The organism is Paenibacillus sp. J22P59 (assembly GCF_059383895.1).
On the sequence record NZ_JBXENX010000008.1, the window covers coordinates 290,364 to 310,255 of the forward strand.

The following is a 19,892-nucleotide window of genomic DNA, read 5'->3' on the forward strand; positions in this document are numbered from 1 at the left end:
ATAAGAGAGGAGCATCTCTATGAAAACCAAATCATCACCATCTGCTTGGGAACAAGTTCAGGTGGCTGCCAAGCTAGCTGACCTGACAGAGGAGCATTACCGTACCGTGCTTACGATGAGCGCCATACTTGAGCTTCTTGTCGATAAGGGGCTGATTACTCGCGAAGAGCTTCAGGCCAAGACCGAGCTGCTGGATGACCAGCTTGAGTCGCTTATTTCTGCTTCACTTCATCCCATGGCGTAGACTTATCATGATAGGTATGTCGAAGTGGAAATTCCTCTTTTTTATAAAAAATGCCGTTATCCTCTAATATATTATTAACCGTAAGCATCGCTAAGTCCATCAAATTATGATCCAAACTCAAATGAGCCAAATAAACACGCTTAGTACGGTCGGTGATCAGCTCACATAATGCTTCACCGGCCGCGACATTGGATAAATGACCCACGTCGCTAAGAATGCGCCGCTTAATGTTCCACGGATAGCGCCCCATACGAAGCATCTCCGTATCATGATTCGATTCTAGCACCAGAACATCCGAATCAATGATATTTTTTTTGACCTTATCACTCATATACCCTAAATCCGTCGCAAGACTCAGCTTTTCACCACAATCTTCGAATGTATATCCGACAGGCTCAGCAGCATCATGAGAGATCGGATACGATTGCACCTGCATCGACCCGAATCTGAGCGCTTCACCCGTCTGAATAATGACCCGCTTCTCAGCCGCAATTGTCCCAACATGCCGTTCCATCGCGCCCCAAGTTGCCTCGTTCGCATAGATAGGCAAGTCATGCTTACGAGCAAAGGCGCCTAGCCCTTTTATATGATCGGAATGCTCATGCGTAACGAACAGCGCATCAATCTGATTGCCCGCTATACCGCGCTCACGCATCAGCTCATCCATTTTTTTGGCGCTAAGTCCGGCATCCACCAGCACCGTTTTGTCGCCATTATTCACTATCGTGGCATTCCCCGTCGAACCGCTCGCCAATACCGTAAATCGTAATCCCATTTCCCCTCGTCCTGTCCTTTCTCCCGCTACCTAGGTTCCCATCCTACTCTTGTTCCTTTGCTTGGGCAACTTCCCCGCTTATCGCATGAATATAATAAGGGGTTCCATCTTCTAGAAGCACCCGCCAATAAGGGGCAGATACCTGCGTCTCTGTATCGAATGTCTGACCATGGTAGCCTAATTGTATATCTGTAATGACCGCTCCGCTTGGCAAATTCCGTTCAATGAAGGGAGCTACTGCTTTCGATGCTGGAAGCACCGTCTGCTCCTTCGTATCCCCTGGTCCCAGAATGTCTACACGAACCTGCTTGTAGCCTATAATTTGCTGATTGAGCTGATTGTAATAAAGCTCCAGCTTCACTTCGTATAAAGGAAGATTATCCAGAACCCGATATAAAACGAACACACCTTCACGGCTAGTCTTGGGATCGAATACATAATTCTCGAAATCCGGGATCTGGCCATCGAGTGCCTTCTCCAAATTTTTTATAGATATAAAAATCAGTTTGCCATCGACTGGCTTCTCTAGACGAACTTCCTTCTGATCGTCCAGATCGAAGCTGCCATTCTTGAGCATATAAGTCAGATCGCGAAGCTTCGGCGTCTCCAGCGGCAAGGTTGCTGCCATTTGAATTCGCTTCTGCTTCATGACAGTCTCCGTCTCCGGCGGCAGCTCCGCCGTATTCTTGTTCGCATCGAGCCGCTCCGTAATGTCCGACCATACCTGATAGCCGAGCAATACATTAAGCAGCAGAAACGAGATAATGAGCACACTCTTTGCCCTGCCCCAATCCACCGGAACTCACCCCCGCTCCTGCCGCAGCTTCGCAGCATCTTGTTCAATTCCTTTATTCAAGCCTTGTCCCTGATCATTGAACAGCAGAGCTTCGGTCTTCACGCTGATCTTGTCCGCCGAAGCGGATAAGCCAGTCGACACAGCCTGATCTTGATCAGCCTGTCCACCTGCTGCTTCTTTCTTGCCAGTACCATCCGCAGAAGTCTGCGGCGGCTTATATCCTGCCGGGTAAGCCGTACGCAGCAATTCTTGCGTCCCATCCTGCAGCAGCACTGCCCACACAGGCACGAACCTGATCTCGTTTCCTTCAAGCGGATTAGCCTGCATGGCCGGGAATAGCCTCACAATCTCCGAACGCTGCCCGAAATATTGCAAGGCGACCTTCAGATCCTCTCCGCCTGGAAGCCATCGTAATTCTCTGACTTTGGCCTTGTCTTCGAGCTTAATCAAAGAGCGGTTATACTCGGTTACAACGCCTTGCTGCAAAGTAAGCCTCATGCTTCCATACTGGAATCCGATCGTTGGAATAACAGGATAGTGGTTCATATATTGTTGGAACACAACCACTCTTCCTGCTTTCCCATCGCGGTCTTGTCCCTTATTAACGAAACGATGGACACCATCCCAGCCCCCATGCTCATTAATGAACTGCACGGAAGCATACACGTTCTCCCCTAGTAAATTCTCTGCACTTTGAGAAGCCGCCGGATCGGTATAGATCATCCATGAACCATCCTGTTCAATCTGCAGCCCGCGCTTGCCATCGGTATAAATCTGAGAGCCGTTCCGATTCTGCAAAGCCTTCGTTGTACCTGGGTCGAAGAAGAGATTGCGCTGCATCAGATCAGGAGAGTAGATCTCATAGCCATATACCATCTCTACAGACTGGATTGGCTTGCTTGGGATATAGATCCCATCTGAGGTCGCCTCATAATTCGTCTGGAATTCGCCGAAGCCTACATAATCCTGAACATCCCGTATCGTCAGATCCGCTTGCGTCGATTCATAGACTCTCTGTCCATCCATACTGAAGAAGAAGGTACGGACATCTTCCGTATCCTCTGTCTTGAATATCCAGACCCGATTAATCGTTTCCTCCAGAAATTGAACATCGCTCTGTATTCGAAGCAGATTTTTCAACAGCTCCACAGGGATACCATTGCGGAAACGAAGCTCTACGCCGATCTCACTCTTCCGTATTTCCTCCCAATCAAGCACATCAATCTCGCTCTTCTGGAAGCCTTTGAATTCGCGTCCTTGAATCCGATCCTTCAGAATCATGTCATAGAACGTTGTGTCCGGATATAGCACAGTATGCTTATCATCACCGAAGTGAAGAATCAGCTCCTCTGGAAAGATCACACTCTCCACATCGGTCTTTTCGCCAATTGGTTCTGCATTAATATAATCCTGTCCCGTCTTCACGGTAGCTCCAAGACCAGGCATATTGTAAGCCAGAAAATAAGATTGAACTAGACTCAGCGCAACCAATAATACCAGCAGCAGCGTCTTGCCCTTCTCAATCATGCAAGCTCACCTTCCTCTTGCAAGATCGGAAGCATGAACGTCACTGTAGTGCCTTCATTCAACTCTGACATCAAAGCTATCGTTCCTCCATGCGCCTTGACGATTTCCCGGGCAATGGACAGGCCAAGCCCCGTCCCTCCCATATTCCGTGAACGTGCCTTATCCACCCGATAGAAGCGATCAAAGATCCGGGATAAATCTTTCTTGGGAATACCAATTCCGCTATCTTTCACACTTATAGCTATTGTAGCAGGATCAAGCTTCTGAGCGCTTAGCTCGATAGAGCCGCCATCAAGCGTGTACTTAATCGCATTGGATATGAGATTATCCAGCACTTGATCAATCTGATCGCGATCGAGCCATGCAGACTTCAAGCCGCGCTCCACACGAACCGAAGCTCGAATCGTCTTTTGCCGCAATTGGAAAGAGAAGCGATCTGCTACCTCATCCAGCATATCATGTATATTCGTCTGTCTGCGCCGCAGCGGAGCCTGATTAGAATCGAGCCTAGACAGATGAAGCAGGTCTGTAACAAGACGAATCATTCTCTCCGTCTCATTGCGAATAACGCCTACAAAGCGTTCCGACAGCTCTCTCTCATCCAAGGCCCCATCATTCAATGCCTCGGCATAGCTCTTAATGGTCGTCAGAGGAGTACGCAGCTCATGCGATACATTAGCAACGAACTGACGACGGGATTGCTCCAGCTTCTCTTGCTCCGTTACATCCTGCAGTACCGCAATGGTTCCGGTAATTCCTTTATCCCGACGATGAATCGGTGTAAAGGTAACCCGCAGAACGCCTTCTGCTTCCTCTATCTCTTCTTCCATAGGATCACGAGAGATAATAAGCGTCTGCTCTACACCCTGCTTCAGCTCCTGAAGCTTCTGCTCAGGAAGATCAAGCACCTCTGACAAAGAGCTGCCCTCACAGGTCTTGAGCTCAAGCATTTCTAAGGAACGCCGATTCCAGACCATCACCTTGCCATTCTCATCAGCCGCGATGACCCCATCACTCATATTCGATAAAATCGACGCCAGCTTTTCATTCTCTTCCTCATTGACCGATAAGGCATCCTTCAGGCGAAACGTCATATCATTGAAGGCCTGGCTTAGCCTTCCGATCTCATCATCACCGAGCACCGGAACCTGCAGGTCGAACTTGCCTTCGGCTACAGCCGCCGCTTGCCTGGTCAACCCTTGAATAGGACTTGTAATGGTGTGCGCCAGAAGAATGCCCAATACTCCCGTCAACCCTAGGGCAATAAGCGTCCCTGAGAAAAAAATCTGATTGACGCGGTTCACAGTATCATACAAGCTATCCATCGAAGCTACCATATACACCGCTCCGACAACTCTATCATTATCGTTATACGTGACAGGCAGTGCAATAATCTTCTTGCGTACGCCGTTCTCGTCTATAATCTCTTCTTCGTTATCGGTAATGCCGACGAGTGCACGGCTGACCGCAAGCGTAGTATTCTTCTTGCCTACATAAGATTCTGGTACTTGGAGAGAGGTAGCTACCACCCTTCCGTTCCCATCCAGAACTTGTACCTCGGTTCCGCTAATGCTGAATAGATTGCGTACAACCAAGCTCAAATCCTCGGTATTGTCTGGATTAGCTTCGCTGTCACCGCTTGGCTTCAGCGATAAATTGCGGGCAGACAGCTTGGACAAAATATCCGCCTGCTCCTTCAAATTCGTTGTAAAGTTATCTGTTAGCGATGCCTTCACCGTACTAATGAAATAAACGCCGATAAGCTGCATCGCCACGAGAATGAGCAGCAAGTAGATAATGACCAGCTTTACTTGAATAGTGCGAAAGAATCTCCGCCCATTCATGAGTAACCCAGCCCTCCCGACTTCGGATTACGCATCATGTACCCGAGTCCCCGGCGCGTCATAATATATTCTGGACGGCTCGGATCATCCTCGATCTTCTCGCGAAGACGTCTAATAGTAACGTCAACCGTACGTACATCACCGAAATATTCAAAGCCCCATACGGCTTGCAGCAAATGCTCTCGTGTCATTACCTTCCCGCTGTTGCGAGCCATATAATAGACCAGCTCATATTCCCGATGCGTCAGGTCAAGCGGCTCATTATCTTTGTATACGACATACATATCCGTATCAATGAACAAATTGAACAAGCTTAAGCCTTGCTTCTCCTGCTCTGAGGAACTAGAGTCTCCAGCATTGGCCCCATTCGTAGCAGCTGCTTCCGCGGCCTTCTGCTGTCGCCGCAAATGTGCCTTCACTCGCGCCAATAGCTCTCGTGTACTGAACGGCTTCGTTACATAATCATCAGCGCCAAGCTCCAGGCCAAGCACCTTATCAATCTCAGTATCCTTAGCTGTCAGCATAATAATCGGCATTTGCAGCTTTGTCCGTACCTCTCGACATACATCCATGCCATCCTTCACAGGAAGCATAAGATCAAGAAGAATGAGATCAGGCTTCTCCTCGAATGCGAGCCTTACGGCTTCCCCGCCATCGAACGCACAAATAACCTGATGCCCTTCTTTTTCCAAATTGAATTTCAATATATCTGCAATTGGCTGTTCGTCGTCGACCACTAATATTTTCCCGTGCATCGTCCCACCGCCTGTCGATCATCCTATTTATCCTTCTATATTACCATAACGCTGCATCGTCTCCCAATTAAAGTTCCTTCATGCGAAGGTAAATAACAGAAAAAGGATACCGCAATCAGCCAGCGCTGCACGGTATCCTTCTATCTCTAATTTATCATTATGAAATTATAAGTACTTTAATGGATTCTCAACAACGCCGTTCTTATGAATCTCGAAATGAAGATGAACGCCCGTAGACCTTCCTGTGCTGCCCATAATGCCAATCTTGTCACCCTTCTCGACAATCTGGCCTTCCTTGGCAATAAGGGAGCTCATATGACCATAAACGGTTTTATATCCGTTTTTGTGGTTAATAATAATAGTCTTGCCATAGCCATTCTTCGTCCCAACAAATTCTACTACGCCATTATCTGCTGCAAGAATGTTCTTATTGCCTGTCAGGTCGATGCCTTTATGCGATCTTCCCCAACGCTTGCCATACTTGCTGGACAAGCTTGCGCCTGTGACAGGATAAGCGAAGTTTCCTGTGCCTTCGCCAAGAACAACTTTTGTGCCCTTCATAACAATAGAAGCAATCGCTTCTTTAATGATATCGCTGCTTATCAGCTCTTCACTTACTACATACCCATTCTTCTTAATAACTGTATAAGTCAGGCGCTTGGAGCCGCTTTGGCCTTCACTGATTACTTTGGACTCCCCGACGCGCATATTGTCATTCTTCTGAATCTCAACAGGCGGATCGATCGTGATCGTCTCCGTTAACTCTTCTACTGTCTTCACTGTCAGCTCTGGCTTCAGCACGGTCAGGTCAAGTACATCGCCAGCCTTAATCTTATCTTCTTCAATCCAGCGGTTATTCTCATAGATAACCTCTACATCAATATTGAACTTATCAGCAATACAGCCTACGCAATCGCCCTTCTGAACGGTGTATTTCGTCGCTTTTACGCCACCATTAAGAAGCTTGGTGTACAGCTCGTCTGCATCCATAATCTGATCGGGATCTGTATTAACACTGTCTAGCTTCACATCTTCAACAAACGCAACGTCTGTTAGCTGACGTCCATCCTTGGCAGGAGCATCACTTGCTTCGGCCGGTTTGTCATTCGGATTATAGGACAGGGCAGTAACCTCTCTCGTCTGCTTCTTGGAAGCAAGCTGAGGAGCATATTTGCTCTGCACGCGGGCTAGAATCGCATCCGCAGCAGCCTGATCCTTAACAACACCAACCACCTTGCCATCTACACGTACTTCCACGCCAAGCGCATGAGTCTTCAGCATTCCGCCAAGCTTGCTCAATGTCGCTTCCGTTTCTGGAACAGCCTTATAGGCACGATCATTCTCATATGTAATGTCGCCCGTATCGAGCACCATGTTAATATCGGGATTGGCCTGCTGTGCTTTCTCGGATTGAAGCTGTAAGAATTGTTCTACTTCTTGAGGATCGCTGATCGTACCGACAGCTTCCCCATCTTTATATACATTATAGTAATCGACTGTGTTTGCTTTCACATATTGGACTCCGCCAATACTTGCTGTTGCTAGGAGTACCAGCGCTGATGCCGTAAGCATGATTGGTTTCTTGCGCCATAGAGGAGCTTTGCCCTTCATACCTGCGGGTTGTTGCTGTGTCTTGCCATTCGAGTCTTGCGGACGGATAGGCCGAAAGTACTGTACAGTATGGTCCAATGCCTTTCGGATCCGATCCTTTAGCCTGAAAACGGTCATTATCGTCTCCTTTTCGCGGTAAAACTGCTATTAATTCCGACTTTAGACATATAAAAAGGCGAATTGTCCCGTCGGATCACTCGCCTAATACTTTAACATATGCTTAATATGAGGGGCAACCTTTCCCAATAGAACCAATCATTAATATTTCTTCAGAATTCCCAGCATTTGTTCGTACTGTTCCTTATCCAGATGCTGTGCCATGAGCTGTTCCACAAGCGTCAGCTCCTCATCAGTGAGCCCATTCTCCATATAACCAGAGATCGTCTGCCATGCTTCTTGTGGCAGCTTGCCCATCAGCATCCCGAACAATTGCTCCTTATCCGCCTCGCTCATTTGACTCTTCAGCTCAGACAAATCATCCGTCGTGATGGCCGTCTCCGTTCCCTCTATAGCCGGAGCCTCCCCAGTCGCCTCTTCCACTGGCTCCACAGATTCTTCTGGTTCCTCTATCTTTTCTCCATTCGCTTTCGTCCCGCTCCCTATTCCAATATCCGTCAGTGGAGCCTGCGTTTCATCACTGAAGGCGTCGACGGCGACAGGCTCTTCTGTATCCTCTTGAGGTGCGGTACTCGCGGTCGATTGTACAGGATCTGTCCCCCATAGCTTCCCCCACATGCCTGAGAGTGCCATCGGTTGTACCTCCAGCGGCAGATTGTACTGCTTAAGCAGCGTCTGTACGTAGCTGTTCACAATATATCCCGTCGTCCATATGGAGAGAAAGCTTATTATAAGCCCGGCCGCCACCGTTTTCGCCAACCATCCGGTCATTTTCCACATTGCCATCATCCCTTTCACCCTGTTATCTACCATTATGGTCAACAATGAGAGACGGCATTCGCTATAGGATATAGGTTTGGAATTGTTTGTATGTTTTGGATGAATGCTGCGCAATCTATAAGAAAATATTCCGCGGAGGGTTACCATGGCTAACGAGCAATCCACACCACAATCCTCTAAGCAAGAGACTTCACTTGAAGCCATTCTTACGAAGCAGCGCAGCCTGCTCAGCAGCCCTATCACTGGCCACTTAACCCGTGATCTTGCAACGCTGCAAGAGCTATACCAGAATGGCTCAGACCTTATTTTTCACAAATTTACGATTCTCGAAGGTGCCGAAGCAGCCATTCTATATGTGGACGGCCTCTCTGACTTGCAAGAAATAGATAGAAATATTCTAGCTCCCTTGCAGCATATTCCCTCGCCCGCCTCCAGCAGCGGCTGGGATGCCATCTTGCAGCGGGTCTCAATAGCGGGAACCCAATCTGCTGCGAATATTCAACAGGTGGTCGATCAGGTCGGTTCAGGCAATCCCGTTCTTCTAGTGGATGGAGAGACATCGGCAGCCATATTCAACCTGCAGCAATGGACGACGCGGGGCATCGCTGAGCCCGAAGCCGAGACCGTCGTACGCGGTCCACGTGAAGGCTTCGTAGAAACGCTGCGCATCAATACCTCCATGCTGCGCCGCAAACTGCAGACACCCGCCTTCAAGCTGAAGTCCATAACACTGGGCCGCTATACCAAGACAGCTTGTGCGATCGCTTATATTGAAGGCATTACCGACCCGGGTCTAGTGGCAGAGATGGAACAGCGACTCGCTCGCATTGATGCGGATAGCATAATGGACAGTAATTTTATCGAAGAATGGATTGAAGACGATCCTTATTCCCCATTTCCCCAATTGCAGGCAACCGAACGGCCCGACGTTGTCGCAAACAGCCTGCTTGAAGGAAGAATCGCCTTACTCATCAACGGTACACCGATGTCTCTGATCGCCCCTGCAACTCTATTCACTATGATGCAATCGCCAGAGGACTATTATCAACGATCCATTGTATCTACCGGCATTCGTTGGCTGCGATTCATACTTGGTTTCATGGCTGTATTCATGCCGTCGCTCTATGTGGCTGTTCTATCGTTTCATCAAGAAATGATTCCTTCTACACTTCTGCTGACCATATCCAAATCGCGAGAGCAGATCCCGTTTCCCGCCCTTGTCGAAGCACTCTTAATGGAAGTAACCTTTGAAGCGCTGCGAGAGGCTGGAGTAAGGCTGCCCAAGCAGGTTGGCTCTGCCGTCAGCATCGTTGGAGCACTCGTCATTGGCCAAGCAGCTATCTCGGCGGGCATTGTATCCTCACCTATGATTATGGTGGTTGCATTCACAGGCGTAGCCTCTTTTCTAATACCGAATTTCTCGCTGGGGATGACATTGCGGCTCATTCGATTCCCGATTATGATCTGCGCTGGCGTTCTAGGGCTATATGGCATAGTTCTAGCCGCTCTGTACTTCCTTATCCACTTGCTGGCACTGCGCTCCTTCGGCGTACCTTATCTTTCACCGCTGGCGCCGATGCAGACCGGGGAGTTCCAAGATACGCTCGTTAGAGCACCCAGATGGGCCATGAATACAAGACCGCATTGGACCGGGCAGCTATGGAACAGAATCCGTTCCCGTCCTGTCAATTCCAGATTAAAAAAGGATTGATACCCATCAAGCACTCTACTCTCTTACGCTTAACGTCACTTGTCATCGTGTGCACCCTTTGCCTTCCTCTCCTGACAGGATGCTGGGACAGGCTGGAGGTCAATGACCTTGCTATTGTTACAGGGGCAGGGTTTGATCTTGCAGAGGATAACAAGATCAAACTAACCGTGCAGCTGTACGTGCCAGCTAGTTCGTCCGATAGCCCTACAATGGGCGGGGGACCAAGTGGAGGTCCACAACAGTCGCTTGTAGAAAGCGCTGTTGGACAGAATACAGCCGATGCTGCAAGTAAGCTGCAAAGGTTTCTATCCCGGACTTTTTTTTGGGGGCAGGCTGATGTCTTCGTATTCGGGGAAAAGCTGGCTAAGCACAGTATTGAAGATCCGATGGATTTCTTAATGAGACATCCTCACCCTCGGGAAAGCGCCAATATCTATATTAGTAAAGGCACTGCCGACGAAGTATTGAAATGGCAGCCCAATATTGAGCGCAATAGCTCGGAGGTCCTTCGGGAAATGTCTATTATCGAGACAGGGCTCAATATTTCCCTGCTTGATGTCATCGTTCAATTGGCAGACGAGGCTCATACAGCCATTCTTCCTACTATTAAAATGAAGAAGAGCGGGAACAAGAAGAGCCCCTATATCAATGGCTCAGCATCCTTCAAAAACTTGAAGATGAACGGCTTCTATGATGACAAAAAAACACGCGGGCTGTTATGGATTCGGGACGAGATTAAATCGGCTACTCTAAGCCTAACCTCAAAAGATGAAGGAGGCTTGACTTCTCTCACCTTCATCGATAGCCGCTGTAAACTGAAGCCCCTCATTGTCGATGGCAAGTGGATTATCAGAATAGAGATCGAAGCTGCAGGGAACTTAACAGAGAGTACAGCCCCTCTTGATCTGACGAAGCCGCAAACTGTCAAAAAGCTCGGCAAGGAATTTGAGGAGGTTCTAATAACACGGCTCAAAAGCGCGGTAGCAACTGCACAGCAGACCAAGACCGATGTTCTTGGCTTCGCCGATCAATTCCATCGCCATTACCCGAAAGAGTGGAAGCAGCAAAAGGCAAACTGGGATACCCAATTCCCAAAGGTTGAAGTGCAATATGATGTCAAGCTTACCGTCCTGCGCACAGGACTTATTGGAGAAAACACGGTGTTGAAAAAGGCAAAGGAACAATAACAACCATTTCAAGCCTCTACCTTGCATCTAAAGGAGCTGTATAAGACTAATGAATGGCTCATTGTGGTCCTGCATCGGTTTGCTGATCGTAGCGGGCCTTATACTGTTCAAAGATTGGAAGCACCTAACCAACACACGACTCAAGGTCGCCTATAGCTGTCTGTATATTCCCGGAGTATGTCTGTCCCTAATGGTAGTCATTAATCCTGACTTGCCGGGTCCATCTGAGCTGCTCCATTACCTATTCGGCCCGCTAGGCAAAGTCCTGTTTAAAAGCTAAATCCTACTTTATTTCAAGAGAGGTGTCATCCGTATGCTCGAATATGGAAAAATTACATCAGCTCAGCTTGCTTGCTTGATCTATTTGTCTGTATTGGCTACAGGGATGCTCATCGCTCCAAGCCAGTTGCACTTGCTCGCTCGCAGCGACATGTGGCTGACACCGATCTTTGGATCAGTCACTAGCTTTGGAATAATTGCGATGCTGTGCTACCTCCACCGACAATTCCCTGGAAAGTCGCTTATTGAATATAGCGAAGATCTGCTGGGCAAGTTTTTTGGGAAAATGGTCAGTCTGATTTTCCTTCTCACAATCCTATATCAAAGCAGTCAGCAAACGCGGCAATTCGCTGACTTTATGGTATTCCAGTTTTTCAATCAAACTCCATCCATTGTAATGACCGCTTCATTAATTGCTTTAAGCGCTTTTACAATAAAATTCGGCGTTGAGATAATTGGACGATGTGCCCAGCTGCTTACACCGCCTATTATAACGATTACGATCATCCTGACTCTTCCGCTTACTGTTCACATACATCCTGATCGAATACTGCCTTTTCTGGAAGACGGTATTCTGCCTGTTATGAAAGGAGCGGCCTTCCTGCAAATTTGGTTCTCTATGTATGCCTATACCACCTTCTTTCTTCCATACATATCTGATATTAAAAAGGCACAGAAATGGGCCTTCCTATCTGTCTGTTGGACTCTCGTTACCTATACCGGAACCATGCTTATTGTATTGCTCACGCTCGGACAATCCGTCTCCGTATTTAACTTTCCTTTTATGACGCTCACCCGTTATGCAGTATTGTTCAGCTTCTTCTCTCGCTTCGATTCCATCATTATGGTGTTCTGGGTACTCGATGTCTTTGTCCGTTCCATCATGCTATATTACGCTGCTGCTATTGGATTTGCCCAATGGGTAGGCACCTCCAGCTACAAGCCTTTAATATGGCCTATAGGCCTGCTTATTGCCGTATTAGGATACTGGTCAGAGCCTACTATCATTCATTTTTATGCGGGTACCAACGATGCGGTTATCTACTTCTTTCTAAGCTTTACAGTGCCGATTGTAATCTTGTTCTTAGCGATGCTGCTCCGAAAACTCTTTTTCAAACGCTCTCCCATCAAACCTGCCGGTTAATGCCCATATCCGTATTCAGGAGGTTTCTCTCGATGCTTGAACAAGGTAAAATCACATCTGCCCAGTTGGCAACGATGATGTACTTAATGCTGCTGGCAACTGGCGTATTGACATCGGTGACCTATGCTTATTCTCAAGCACATCAAGACGTCTGGCTTTCTCCGATTATAGGCAGCGTCACTGGCTTTGCTGTAATCGGCATGATCATCCGGCTGCATAATATCTACCCTGGACAATCCCTTGTCGAATATAGTGAAGCTATACTTGGGCGTGTATTAGGGAAGGTCATCAGTCTTCTGTTTCTCGTTGTCTCTTTATTAGTCAATGCCTATAATACCCGTCAATTCAGTGAATTGATGACGCTGCGCTTTTATCCGGAGACCCCTCCTGTTGTTCTAGTTATAACATTGCTTGCAATCAGTGCTTTTGCTGTCCGCGGTGGAGTAGAGGTCATCGGAAGAGGCGCTGTTCTGCTCGGCCCCTTTATTGTAGGAATTGTTGTGCTGCTATTCTTCCCTATCATAACTTCCGTTGAAACGGATCGTCTGCTGCCTGTCCTGCATAATGGAATTGTGCCTGTTATTCGCGGCGCGGCCTATATGCAGTTTTGGTTCCCCATGTATGTGTACATGTCTTTTTTTCTACCCTTCGTAAGTGATAGGCACAAGGTTGGCCGGAGCAGCTGCCTGTCGGTATTATTAATTGTCTCAACCTTCACTGGAACCTTCTTGCTTATTATTACCGTACTTGGTCAGGCGACAGAGTTATACGCTTATCCTATATTGACGCTAACGCGGTACATTGTGGTATTCGACTTTTTCGAGCATCTCGATTCCTTAATCATGCTGCTGTGGGTGCTTGACGTATTTATACGTGCCATTGTCACCTACTACATTAGTGTTATCGGATTTGCCCAATGGTTCAAAGTAACGGATTATAGACCGCTAGTGCTGCCCATCGGCATCTTGATCATCGTTTTTTCGTTCTGGTCTTATCCTAATGCCATTCAATTCAGCTATACAACCCGAACCGTACTCGTCTTCCATTACATGATTGGACATTTCCTCGTTCCTCTCCTCTTGTTCCTCGTTGCCTGGCTGAGAGGGCAGAAACCAAAGCAAGTCCATGCAGGCTCTCCGAAAAAAAGCTAAAAGGCTCACGCGGTCCTCGAAGGAACGTAAGCCTTTTAGCTTTTCTATATAAAAAAGCGTTCTTTCCAAAAAGCGTTTAAATAGCCTCAAATTGAAAAGGTCCGGAAGTAAAGCTAGCTACCTGCTCGTTTAGCGTCTAGTGAAGCATTTTCACTATGTAATGAGGTTATTTTCGCTAAAAGGATTACTCAACGAGCTTAATTACGGGTTAGCGTCACTAAGGTCCCTAGTCGAGAAGCTTGGTTTCCGACTAATGAACCCAGCTTCACTGTCTCGTTTTTCTGCCGAAATATAGCGTGTAACAGCGTAATGAGATTCACCAATTAGCGAATCCTGTTCCTTCCTAGAACAAAAATACTCTCCGCTATTTATATGATGTAATCAAATAGCTTAGCGTCTCTATAAGGGGCGAAAAAAGAGGCCGTCCCTTCTGGGACAGCCTCTTTGCTTTCTATTCGTAGATAGAGCGAACTGGGTTCGTCTGCTCACGATTACGGCCTACGGAGAAGATCGCAATCGGAATTCCTGTCAGCTCAGATACACGGTTCAAGTAGTTGCGTGTATTCTCTGGCAGCTCATCAAGCGTCTTCACGCCCGTAATATCCTCGGACCAGCCTGGCAGCTCTTCATATACCGCTTCGCATTCTGCAAGCATCTTCAAGCTAGCTGGGTAGTGCTCGATTACTTCACCGCGATAGTTGTAGCCCGTGCAGATCTTCACTGTCTCAAGACCCGTCATAACATCAAGGGAGTTAAGCGACAAGCCTGTAATGCCGCTAACACGGCGAGCATGGCGAACAACAACGCTATCGAACCAACCGACACGACGCGGACGGCCAGTTACTGTGCCGTATTCATGGCCTTTATCACGGATCATATCGCCGATTTCATTGATTTGCTCCGTTGGGAACGGACCATCGCCTACACGAGTCGTATAAGCTTTGGCTACGCCGATAACTTGCTGAATCTTGGATGGGCCTACACCCGAACCGATACATACGCCACCCGCAGATGGATTGGAAGAAGTAACGAACGGATAAGTACCTTGGTCAATATCAAGCATAACGCCTTGAGCGCCTTCGAACAGTACTTTTTTATTCGCATCAATTGCATCATTCAAGACAACGGATGTATCCGTTACATAAGGGCGAAGCACTTCTGCGAACTCTAAGTATTGCGTGATAATCGAATCAGCATCAAGCGGCTCTCCGCCGTACACCTGCTGAATGACTTGGTTCTTATCCTTCACAAGATTGCGAACCTTGGATTCAAATTCCTCTGCATCCATCAGATCAGCGATACGGATACCATTACGCGCAGCTTTGTCCATATAGCACGGGCCAATCCCTTTGCGAGTCGTACCAATCTTATTGTCACCCTTGCGCTCTTCCTCCAGACCATCCAATACCAAGTGATACGGCATAATAACATGCGCGCGATCGCTGATTTTGAGATTGTCGGAGGAGAAGCCATTCTCATGAATATAGTTAATTTCATCAATTAATGCTTCCGGATTAATAACCATTCCGTTACCAATAACGCAAATTTTATTGTGATTAAAAATTCCCGATGGAATCATCGTTAATTTATACTTTTTATTATCAATGAGAATGGTGTGTCCGGCATTGTTACCACCTTGATAACGGGCAACGACGTCAGCACCATCCGCCAAATAGTCGGTGATTTTGCCTTTCCCTTCGTCTCCCCATTGTGTACCGACAACAACTACCGTAGACATAAACATACCCCCGTCCGGCGTTTAAGTGCGCCGAAATTTACTATCTTTATTCAATACCCGATTCGTTATTCTTCTATACGCAACTCATCGCAATATTAGCAGAAGACAGCAATAATAGTGTAGCAGTCAGGAATAGAGAAGTCAAACAAAAAACGAACAATTGCACAGTCGCCCATGCAATTGTTCGGATATATCCGTATGTTTAGGATGCTTGTGAAGGATCTTCATGGGAACGGTCAAGGCTTACGAATTTATTGAAGTTTTTCAGGAAGACCAATTCCACGGTTCCTACCGGACCATTACGCTGCTTAGCAATAATGATCTCGATAATATTCTTCTTCTCGGATTCTTTATCATAATAATCATCACGGTATAAGAACGATACGATATCAGCATCTTGCTCGATAGATCCCGATTCCCTAAGGTCGGACATCATCGGGCGCTTATCCTGCCGCTGCTCCACTCCCCGGCTTAGCTGCGACAGCGCAATAACTGGCACTTCCAATTCACGGGCAATTTGCTTGAGCGTACGTGAAATTTCGGAGACCTCCTGCTGACGATTCTCTCCCGCTTTGCCGCGGCCTTGAATCAGTTGCAAGTAGTCGATCAGAATCATGCCAAGACCCTTCTCCTTTTTCAAGCGACGGCATTTGGCACGAATGTCTGCAACCGTAATCCCCGGCGTATCGTCAATGAAGATATGGGCCTCAGATAAAGCACCAATTGCCATAGTCAGCTTCTCCCAGTCATCTCCTTCGAGATAGCCGGTCCGCATCCGAGTCGCATCGACATTCGCTTCCGCACAGATCATCCGCTGAACAAGCTGTGCAGCCGACATCTCCAGACTGAATATGGCAACGGTCTCGCGCGCTCTCACACCTACATTTTGCGCAATGTTCAGAGCAAATGCCGTCTTACCTACAGAAGGACGAGCCGCTACAATAATAAGGTCGCTTCGCTGGAAGCCGGCTGTCATCTTATCGAGGTCGGTGAAGCCCGAGGGAATTCCGGTTGTGCCGACCCCTTTATTCATGTACAAGTGCTCGACCTTCTCGAACACTTCCATCAGCACATCACGAATCGAGATAAACCCGCTGCTGGAGCGGCGATTCGATATTTCTAGAATGCGCCGCTCGGCATCGCTAAGCAGTACGCTAACCTCATCCGTATTCGCATAGCCATCCGATACGATATTCGTCGCTGTTCGAATCAAGCGGCGAAGCATCGACTTCTCTTCCACGATTTGCGCGTAATAATCAACGTTCGCAGCAGTGGGCACCGCATTGGCCAGCTTTGCCAAATACGATACGCCGCCGATTTCTTCAAGCAGCTGCTGATCCTGCAATTGAGAGGTCAGCGTGACGAGATCGACTGGCTGGCTGTTCTCAGCCAATTCAACCATTGCTTCATATATACGCTGATGGGGAACGCTGTAGAAGTCTTCGCTGCGTACCCGCTCCATCGCAGTAATGAGGGCTTCGGCTTGCAGCAGAATGGCACCAATAACGGCCTGCTCCGCCTCCATATTTTGCGGCGGAACACGGTCAAACATCAGCTCTGTACTCATGGGCTCCCTCCCAGGGAATGAGTGATCACACACTCTATATTTTAACTATCACACATACGATTAGGTATCCAACAATCATGCACTCTATTAAGAAGAGCAACAACGAACAGTGTATCAGCTTCTTGGCCCAGAAAGCCAATGGTAACTTACGTCACTACTTGCCGGGGCGCCTCTTAACAGAGATTAAGCCTATGTCCACATACAACAATAGCGATGGCTAAGCATCGCTATCGGGACCACACTTATTCTTCTATTCTTCCGCTGTCTGTACATTCAGCTTCGCTTTCACTGCCGGATGCAGCTTCACCGGTACCTGCGTAACGCCCAGTGCGCGAATTGGCTCTTCCAGCTCAATTTTGCGCTTATCAATCTTGATACCCTGCGCAGCAAGTGCCTCTGCGATCTGCTTAGTTGTAACTGCACCGAACAGGCGGCCGCCTTCTCCTGCTTTCGTCTTCACGACGATCGTCATTTCTTCCAGTCGCTTGCCCAGCGCCTGAGCATCAGCCTTCTCTTGCTCCTTGCGTTTGAGCTCAGAAGCATTCTGAACTTCCAGCGTCTTCAGATTACCATCAGAAGCCAGCTTCGCAAGTCCTTGCGGAAGCAGAAAATTACGTACATATCCTTCGGAAAGGTCCTTTACATCGCCTTTCTTGCCTTGTCCTTTAACATCCTTCAAGAAGATCACTTTCATTCAAATAACCCCTCTTCCAATTCGATTTCTTTTAATACTTTTTTGAGCTTAGCAGCAACTTCCAAAACCGTTCCTTCGAGCTGGGCTGCCGCATTGGTCAAATGGCCTCCGCCGCCCATTCTTTCCATAACTACCTGCACGTTCATATCCCCTAATGAACGGGCGCTTATGCCGATCAAGCCATCCTGCCTCTCGCCAATGACGAATGAGGCTAGAATATCCGTCATATTGAGCAGGGTATCTGCCGATTGAGCAATGAGCAGCTGAGCTACTTTGCGGCCAGGCTCCGTTACAGCAATCGCGATATGCTCGTGATGAACCTCAGCATGCTTAATGATTTCGGCCTTCCTTACATACTCCGCAAGGTCCTCCTTCAGCATTCGCTGAATCATCATCGAGTCCGCCCCATTGCGTCGCAGGAAGGAAGCAGCCTCAAAGGTCCGTGCTCCCGTCCGTAAGGAGAAGCTCTTCGTATCCACCGTAATTCCCGCTAATAACGCGGTTGCCTCACGTACATCCAACACCACGCGATCATGAATGTATTGCAGCAGCTCGGTAACCAGCTCACAGGTCGATGAAGCATATGGCTCCATATAGACCAGAATAGCGTTGGAAATGAACTCTTCGCCTCGGCGATGGTGATCAATAACGACAATTCTATTCGTCTGGTTGAGCAGACGAGGCTCCTTCACCATCGAAGCCTTATGCGTATCGACAACAACAGTGAGCGTATGGCTATCCATTAATCCGCTTGCCTGCTCGGGTGTAATGAACCTTTTGGTGAAGCGCTCATCCTCTTTCAGCAGCTCCATCATCTTCTCAATCGCCGGATTAACGCCTTCAATCGCAATGTAGGCTTCTTTGCCGAATAGCTGAGCTGCCTTCCACACCCCGATGGCCGCTCCGACAGCATCCATATCGGGCATCTTATGCCCCATTATAATCACATTGCTGCTCTCACGTATTAAATCTCTAAGCGCATGAGCTACGACACGTGCTCTTACGCGTGTACGCTTCTCCACCGCATTGGACTTGCCTCCATAGAAAGACTGCCGGGAGCCCACCTTAACAGCCGCCTGATCTCCCCCGCGTCCAAGGGCAATATCCAGACTCGATTGAGCCCATTGCCCCAGCTCTACGATGCTCTCGGCCCCTGCTGCAAAACCTAAACTCAGCGTTATCGGAATTTTCAAATCCGCCGTCATCTCGCGAACCTCATCCAGCACGACGAATCGGGATTGCTCCAGTTGGCGAAGTGTCTTCTGGTCGGTAATAAGCAGGAAGCGATCCGAGGTCAGGCGCTTCAGATAAAGTTGATAGCGCTGTGCCCATTCCGTAATTTCGGAGGTAACCTTGGATTGCAGGGAGCTTCGCTGATGGTCGTCCATCCCCTGCGTCACTTCCTCCAGGCTATCAATCATCACAACGCCTAGAGCAAGCTTCTCTTCATCGTATCGTTTGCCCAATGTCCAGAGCTCTGTAATATTCTTCACATAGAGAATCCGATCCTTCTGCTTGAATATAAGCTGATACACTTGGTTGCCTAATGTCGCCTCGACCGTACCCTCGCGATCCTTCACTTGCTGCAGCGTAGGGAAAATCTCGATCAACGGCAGGCCTACAACGGATTCCTTATCCGTAATTTGCGAGATAAAGGGATTATGCCACTCTACCGACTTGTCTTCATTATAAAGGATGATTCCGAATGGAAGCTCGCTGATAACGTCGTTGCCTGCTTTTTTAACCCGGTAAGACAATGTCCCTAGATAGTTCTTCAAATCTTTACGGAATGCCCGCTCAGCAAGCACAGTATATACGGCTAGCCCAATGGTGAACAGCAGTGCAATAAGGCCCAGAATCCACTGATACCAAGCTAGCGCTACTGACATAAAGACCATTAATGCAAACGCCCATACCTGATGCATTCCGTGCCATCGCGTGACAAGAAACTTCGGCATTTACTATCGCTCCT

The 19,892-nt window shown here is 48.0% G+C and carries 17 protein-coding genes; 6 read left to right on the forward strand and 11 right to left on the reverse strand.

From position 1 onward, the window contains the following. The first annotated feature begins 19 nt into the window (after nt 1-19). Nucleotides 20-244, forward strand: a complete 225-nt coding sequence (locus tag AC50YO_RS16135; RefSeq protein WP_494848587.1) for a hypothetical protein — start codon at nt 20-22, stop codon at nt 242-244. Here the strand turns inward: AC50YO_RS16135 and AC50YO_RS16140 are convergent. From AC50YO_RS16140 to AC50YO_RS16170, 7 genes are all read right to left on the reverse strand, one after another. Next, entirely contained in the window at nt 213-1,019 is an 807-nt protein-coding gene (locus AC50YO_RS16140) for an MBL fold metallo-hydrolase (protein WP_494848589.1), read from the reverse strand. The two genes, AC50YO_RS16135 and AC50YO_RS16140, sit on opposite strands and share 32 nt — an antisense overlap. A gap of 43 nt (nt 1,020-1,062) precedes the next feature. Further along, nucleotides 1,063-1,815: a two-component system regulatory protein YycI gene (gene yycI / locus AC50YO_RS16145; RefSeq protein WP_494848591.1), complete on the reverse strand. Its 753-nt coding sequence runs from the start codon at nt 1,813-1,815 to the stop codon at nt 1,063-1,065. Between the two features lie 6 nt (nt 1,816-1,821). Further along, nucleotides 1,822-3,342 (reverse strand): YycH family regulatory protein, encoded by a 1,521-nt coding sequence (locus AC50YO_RS16150; RefSeq protein WP_494848593.1) that lies wholly within the window; start codon nt 3,340-3,342, stop codon nt 1,822-1,824. Further along, the gene (gene walK / locus AC50YO_RS16155; RefSeq protein ID WP_494848594.1) at nt 3,339-5,186 is read right to left on the reverse strand and encodes a cell wall metabolism sensor histidine kinase WalK; all 1,848 of its coding nucleotides are present in this window, start codon (nt 5,184-5,186) and stop codon (nt 3,339-3,341) included. Before walK ends, AC50YO_RS16150 begins: the two co-directional genes overlap by 4 nt. Next, nucleotides 5,183-5,941: a response regulator YycF gene (gene yycF / locus AC50YO_RS16160; protein ID WP_494848596.1), complete on the reverse strand. Its 759-nt coding sequence runs from the start codon at nt 5,939-5,941 to the stop codon at nt 5,183-5,185. The genes walK and yycF overlap by 4 nt, the downstream gene beginning before the upstream one ends. Nucleotides 5,942-6,106: 165 nt before the next feature. Next, a complete protein-coding gene (locus tag AC50YO_RS16165; protein WP_494848598.1) occupies nt 6,107-7,669 on the reverse strand; it encodes a LysM peptidoglycan-binding domain-containing M23 family metallopeptidase in 1,563 nt (520 codons plus the stop codon). Between the two features lie 141 nt (nt 7,670-7,810). Continuing rightward, a complete protein-coding gene (locus tag AC50YO_RS16170) occupies nt 7,811-8,455 on the reverse strand; it encodes a hypothetical protein (protein ID WP_494848599.1) in 645 nt (214 codons plus the stop codon). A 139-nt stretch (nt 8,456-8,594) separates the two neighbouring features. On the opposite strand from AC50YO_RS16170, the gene AC50YO_RS16175 reads away from it, so the two are divergent. The 5 genes from AC50YO_RS16175 to AC50YO_RS16195 are packed head-to-tail and all read left to right on the forward strand — an operon-like array spanning nt 8,595 to nt 13,921. Further along, complete coding sequence (locus AC50YO_RS16175; RefSeq protein ID WP_494848601.1) at nt 8,595-10,160, forward strand: spore germination protein; 1,566 nt, start codon at nt 8,595-8,597, stop codon at nt 10,158-10,160. Next, nucleotides 10,109-11,347 carry a Ger(x)C family spore germination protein gene (locus AC50YO_RS16180; protein WP_494848603.1) on the forward strand — a complete coding sequence of 413 codons (1,239 nt, stop codon included), beginning with the start codon at nt 10,109-10,111 and terminating at the stop codon, nt 11,345-11,347. The genes AC50YO_RS16175 and AC50YO_RS16180 overlap by 52 nt, the downstream gene beginning before the upstream one ends. 49 nt (nt 11,348-11,396) lie before the next feature. Next, a complete protein-coding gene (locus AC50YO_RS16185) occupies nt 11,397-11,627 on the forward strand; it encodes a hypothetical protein (RefSeq protein WP_494848605.1) in 231 nt (76 codons plus the stop codon). A gap of 33 nt (nt 11,628-11,660) precedes the next feature. Beyond that, entirely contained in the window at nt 11,661-12,770 is a 1,110-nt protein-coding gene (locus AC50YO_RS16190; RefSeq protein ID WP_494848607.1) for a GerAB/ArcD/ProY family transporter, read from the forward strand. 32 nt (nt 12,771-12,802) lie between these two features. After that, nucleotides 12,803-13,921, forward strand: coding sequence for a GerAB/ArcD/ProY family transporter (locus AC50YO_RS16195; protein WP_494848609.1), 1,119 nt, complete (start codon nt 12,803-12,805; stop codon nt 13,919-13,921). 451 nt (nt 13,922-14,372) lie between these two features. Here the strand turns inward: AC50YO_RS16195 and AC50YO_RS16200 are convergent, their stop codons facing one another. From AC50YO_RS16200 to AC50YO_RS16215, 4 genes are all read right to left on the reverse strand, one after another. Further along, nucleotides 14,373-15,659: an adenylosuccinate synthase gene (locus AC50YO_RS16200; protein WP_494848611.1), complete on the reverse strand. Its 1,287-nt coding sequence runs from the start codon at nt 15,657-15,659 to the stop codon at nt 14,373-14,375. Between the two features lie 202 nt (nt 15,660-15,861). After that, nucleotides 15,862-17,226 (reverse strand): replicative DNA helicase, encoded by a 1,365-nt coding sequence (gene dnaB / locus AC50YO_RS16205; protein ID WP_494848613.1) that lies wholly within the window; start codon nt 17,224-17,226, stop codon nt 15,862-15,864. A 250-nt stretch (nt 17,227-17,476) separates the two neighbouring features. Beyond that, nucleotides 17,477-17,920, reverse strand: coding sequence for a 50S ribosomal protein L9 (gene rplI, locus AC50YO_RS16210; RefSeq protein ID WP_494848615.1), 444 nt, complete (start codon nt 17,918-17,920; stop codon nt 17,477-17,479). Further along, nucleotides 17,917-19,878, reverse strand: a complete 1,962-nt coding sequence (locus AC50YO_RS16215; protein WP_494848617.1) for a DHH family phosphoesterase — start codon at nt 19,876-19,878, stop codon at nt 17,917-17,919. The genes rplI and AC50YO_RS16215 overlap by 4 nt, the downstream gene beginning before the upstream one ends. Nucleotides 19,879-19,892: the final 14 nt, after the last annotated feature.

What these genes read in the sequence shown, in the direction of transcription:
- dnaB (WP_494848613.1), bottom strand. Translation starts at nt 17,226, where the DNA reads ATGAGTACAGAGCTGATGTTTGACCGTGTTCCGCCGCAAAATATGGAG.
- AC50YO_RS16140 (WP_494848589.1), bottom strand. Translation starts at nt 1,019, where the DNA reads ATGGGATTACGATTTACGGTATTGGCGAGCGGTTCGACGGGGAATGCC.
- yycF (WP_494848596.1), bottom strand. Translation starts at nt 5,941, where the DNA reads ATGCACGGGAAAATATTAGTGGTCGACGACGAACAGCCAATTGCAGAT.
- rplI (WP_494848615.1), bottom strand. Translation starts at nt 17,920, where the DNA reads ATGAAAGTGATCTTCTTGAAGGATGTTAAAGGACAAGGCAAGAAAGGC.
- AC50YO_RS16180 (WP_494848603.1), top strand. Translation starts at nt 10,109, where the DNA reads ATGGAACAGAATCCGTTCCCGTCCTGTCAATTCCAGATTAAAAAAGGA.
- AC50YO_RS16195 (WP_494848609.1), top strand. Translation starts at nt 12,803, where the DNA reads ATGCTTGAACAAGGTAAAATCACATCTGCCCAGTTGGCAACGATGATG.
- AC50YO_RS16170 (WP_494848599.1), bottom strand. Translation starts at nt 8,455, where the DNA reads ATGGCAATGTGGAAAATGACCGGATGGTTGGCGAAAACGGTGGCGGCC.
- AC50YO_RS16150 (WP_494848593.1), bottom strand. Translation starts at nt 3,342, where the DNA reads ATGATTGAGAAGGGCAAGACGCTGCTGCTGGTATTATTGGTTGCGCTG.
- AC50YO_RS16215 (WP_494848617.1), bottom strand. Translation starts at nt 19,878, where the DNA reads ATGCCGAAGTTTCTTGTCACGCGATGGCACGGAATGCATCAGGTATGG.
- AC50YO_RS16175 (WP_494848601.1), top strand. Translation starts at nt 8,595, where the DNA reads ATGGCTAACGAGCAATCCACACCACAATCCTCTAAGCAAGAGACTTCA.
- walK (WP_494848594.1), bottom strand. Translation starts at nt 5,186, where the DNA reads ATGAATGGGCGGAGATTCTTTCGCACTATTCAAGTAAAGCTGGTCATT.
- AC50YO_RS16165 (WP_494848598.1), bottom strand. Translation starts at nt 7,669, where the DNA reads ATGACCGTTTTCAGGCTAAAGGATCGGATCCGAAAGGCATTGGACCAT.
- AC50YO_RS16200 (WP_494848611.1), bottom strand. Translation starts at nt 15,659, where the DNA reads ATGTCTACGGTAGTTGTTGTCGGTACACAATGGGGAGACGAAGGGAAA.
- AC50YO_RS16190 (WP_494848607.1), top strand. Translation starts at nt 11,661, where the DNA reads ATGCTCGAATATGGAAAAATTACATCAGCTCAGCTTGCTTGCTTGATC.
- AC50YO_RS16135 (WP_494848587.1), top strand. Translation starts at nt 20, where the DNA reads ATGAAAACCAAATCATCACCATCTGCTTGGGAACAAGTTCAGGTGGCT.
- AC50YO_RS16185 (WP_494848605.1), top strand. Translation starts at nt 11,397, where the DNA reads ATGAATGGCTCATTGTGGTCCTGCATCGGTTTGCTGATCGTAGCGGGC.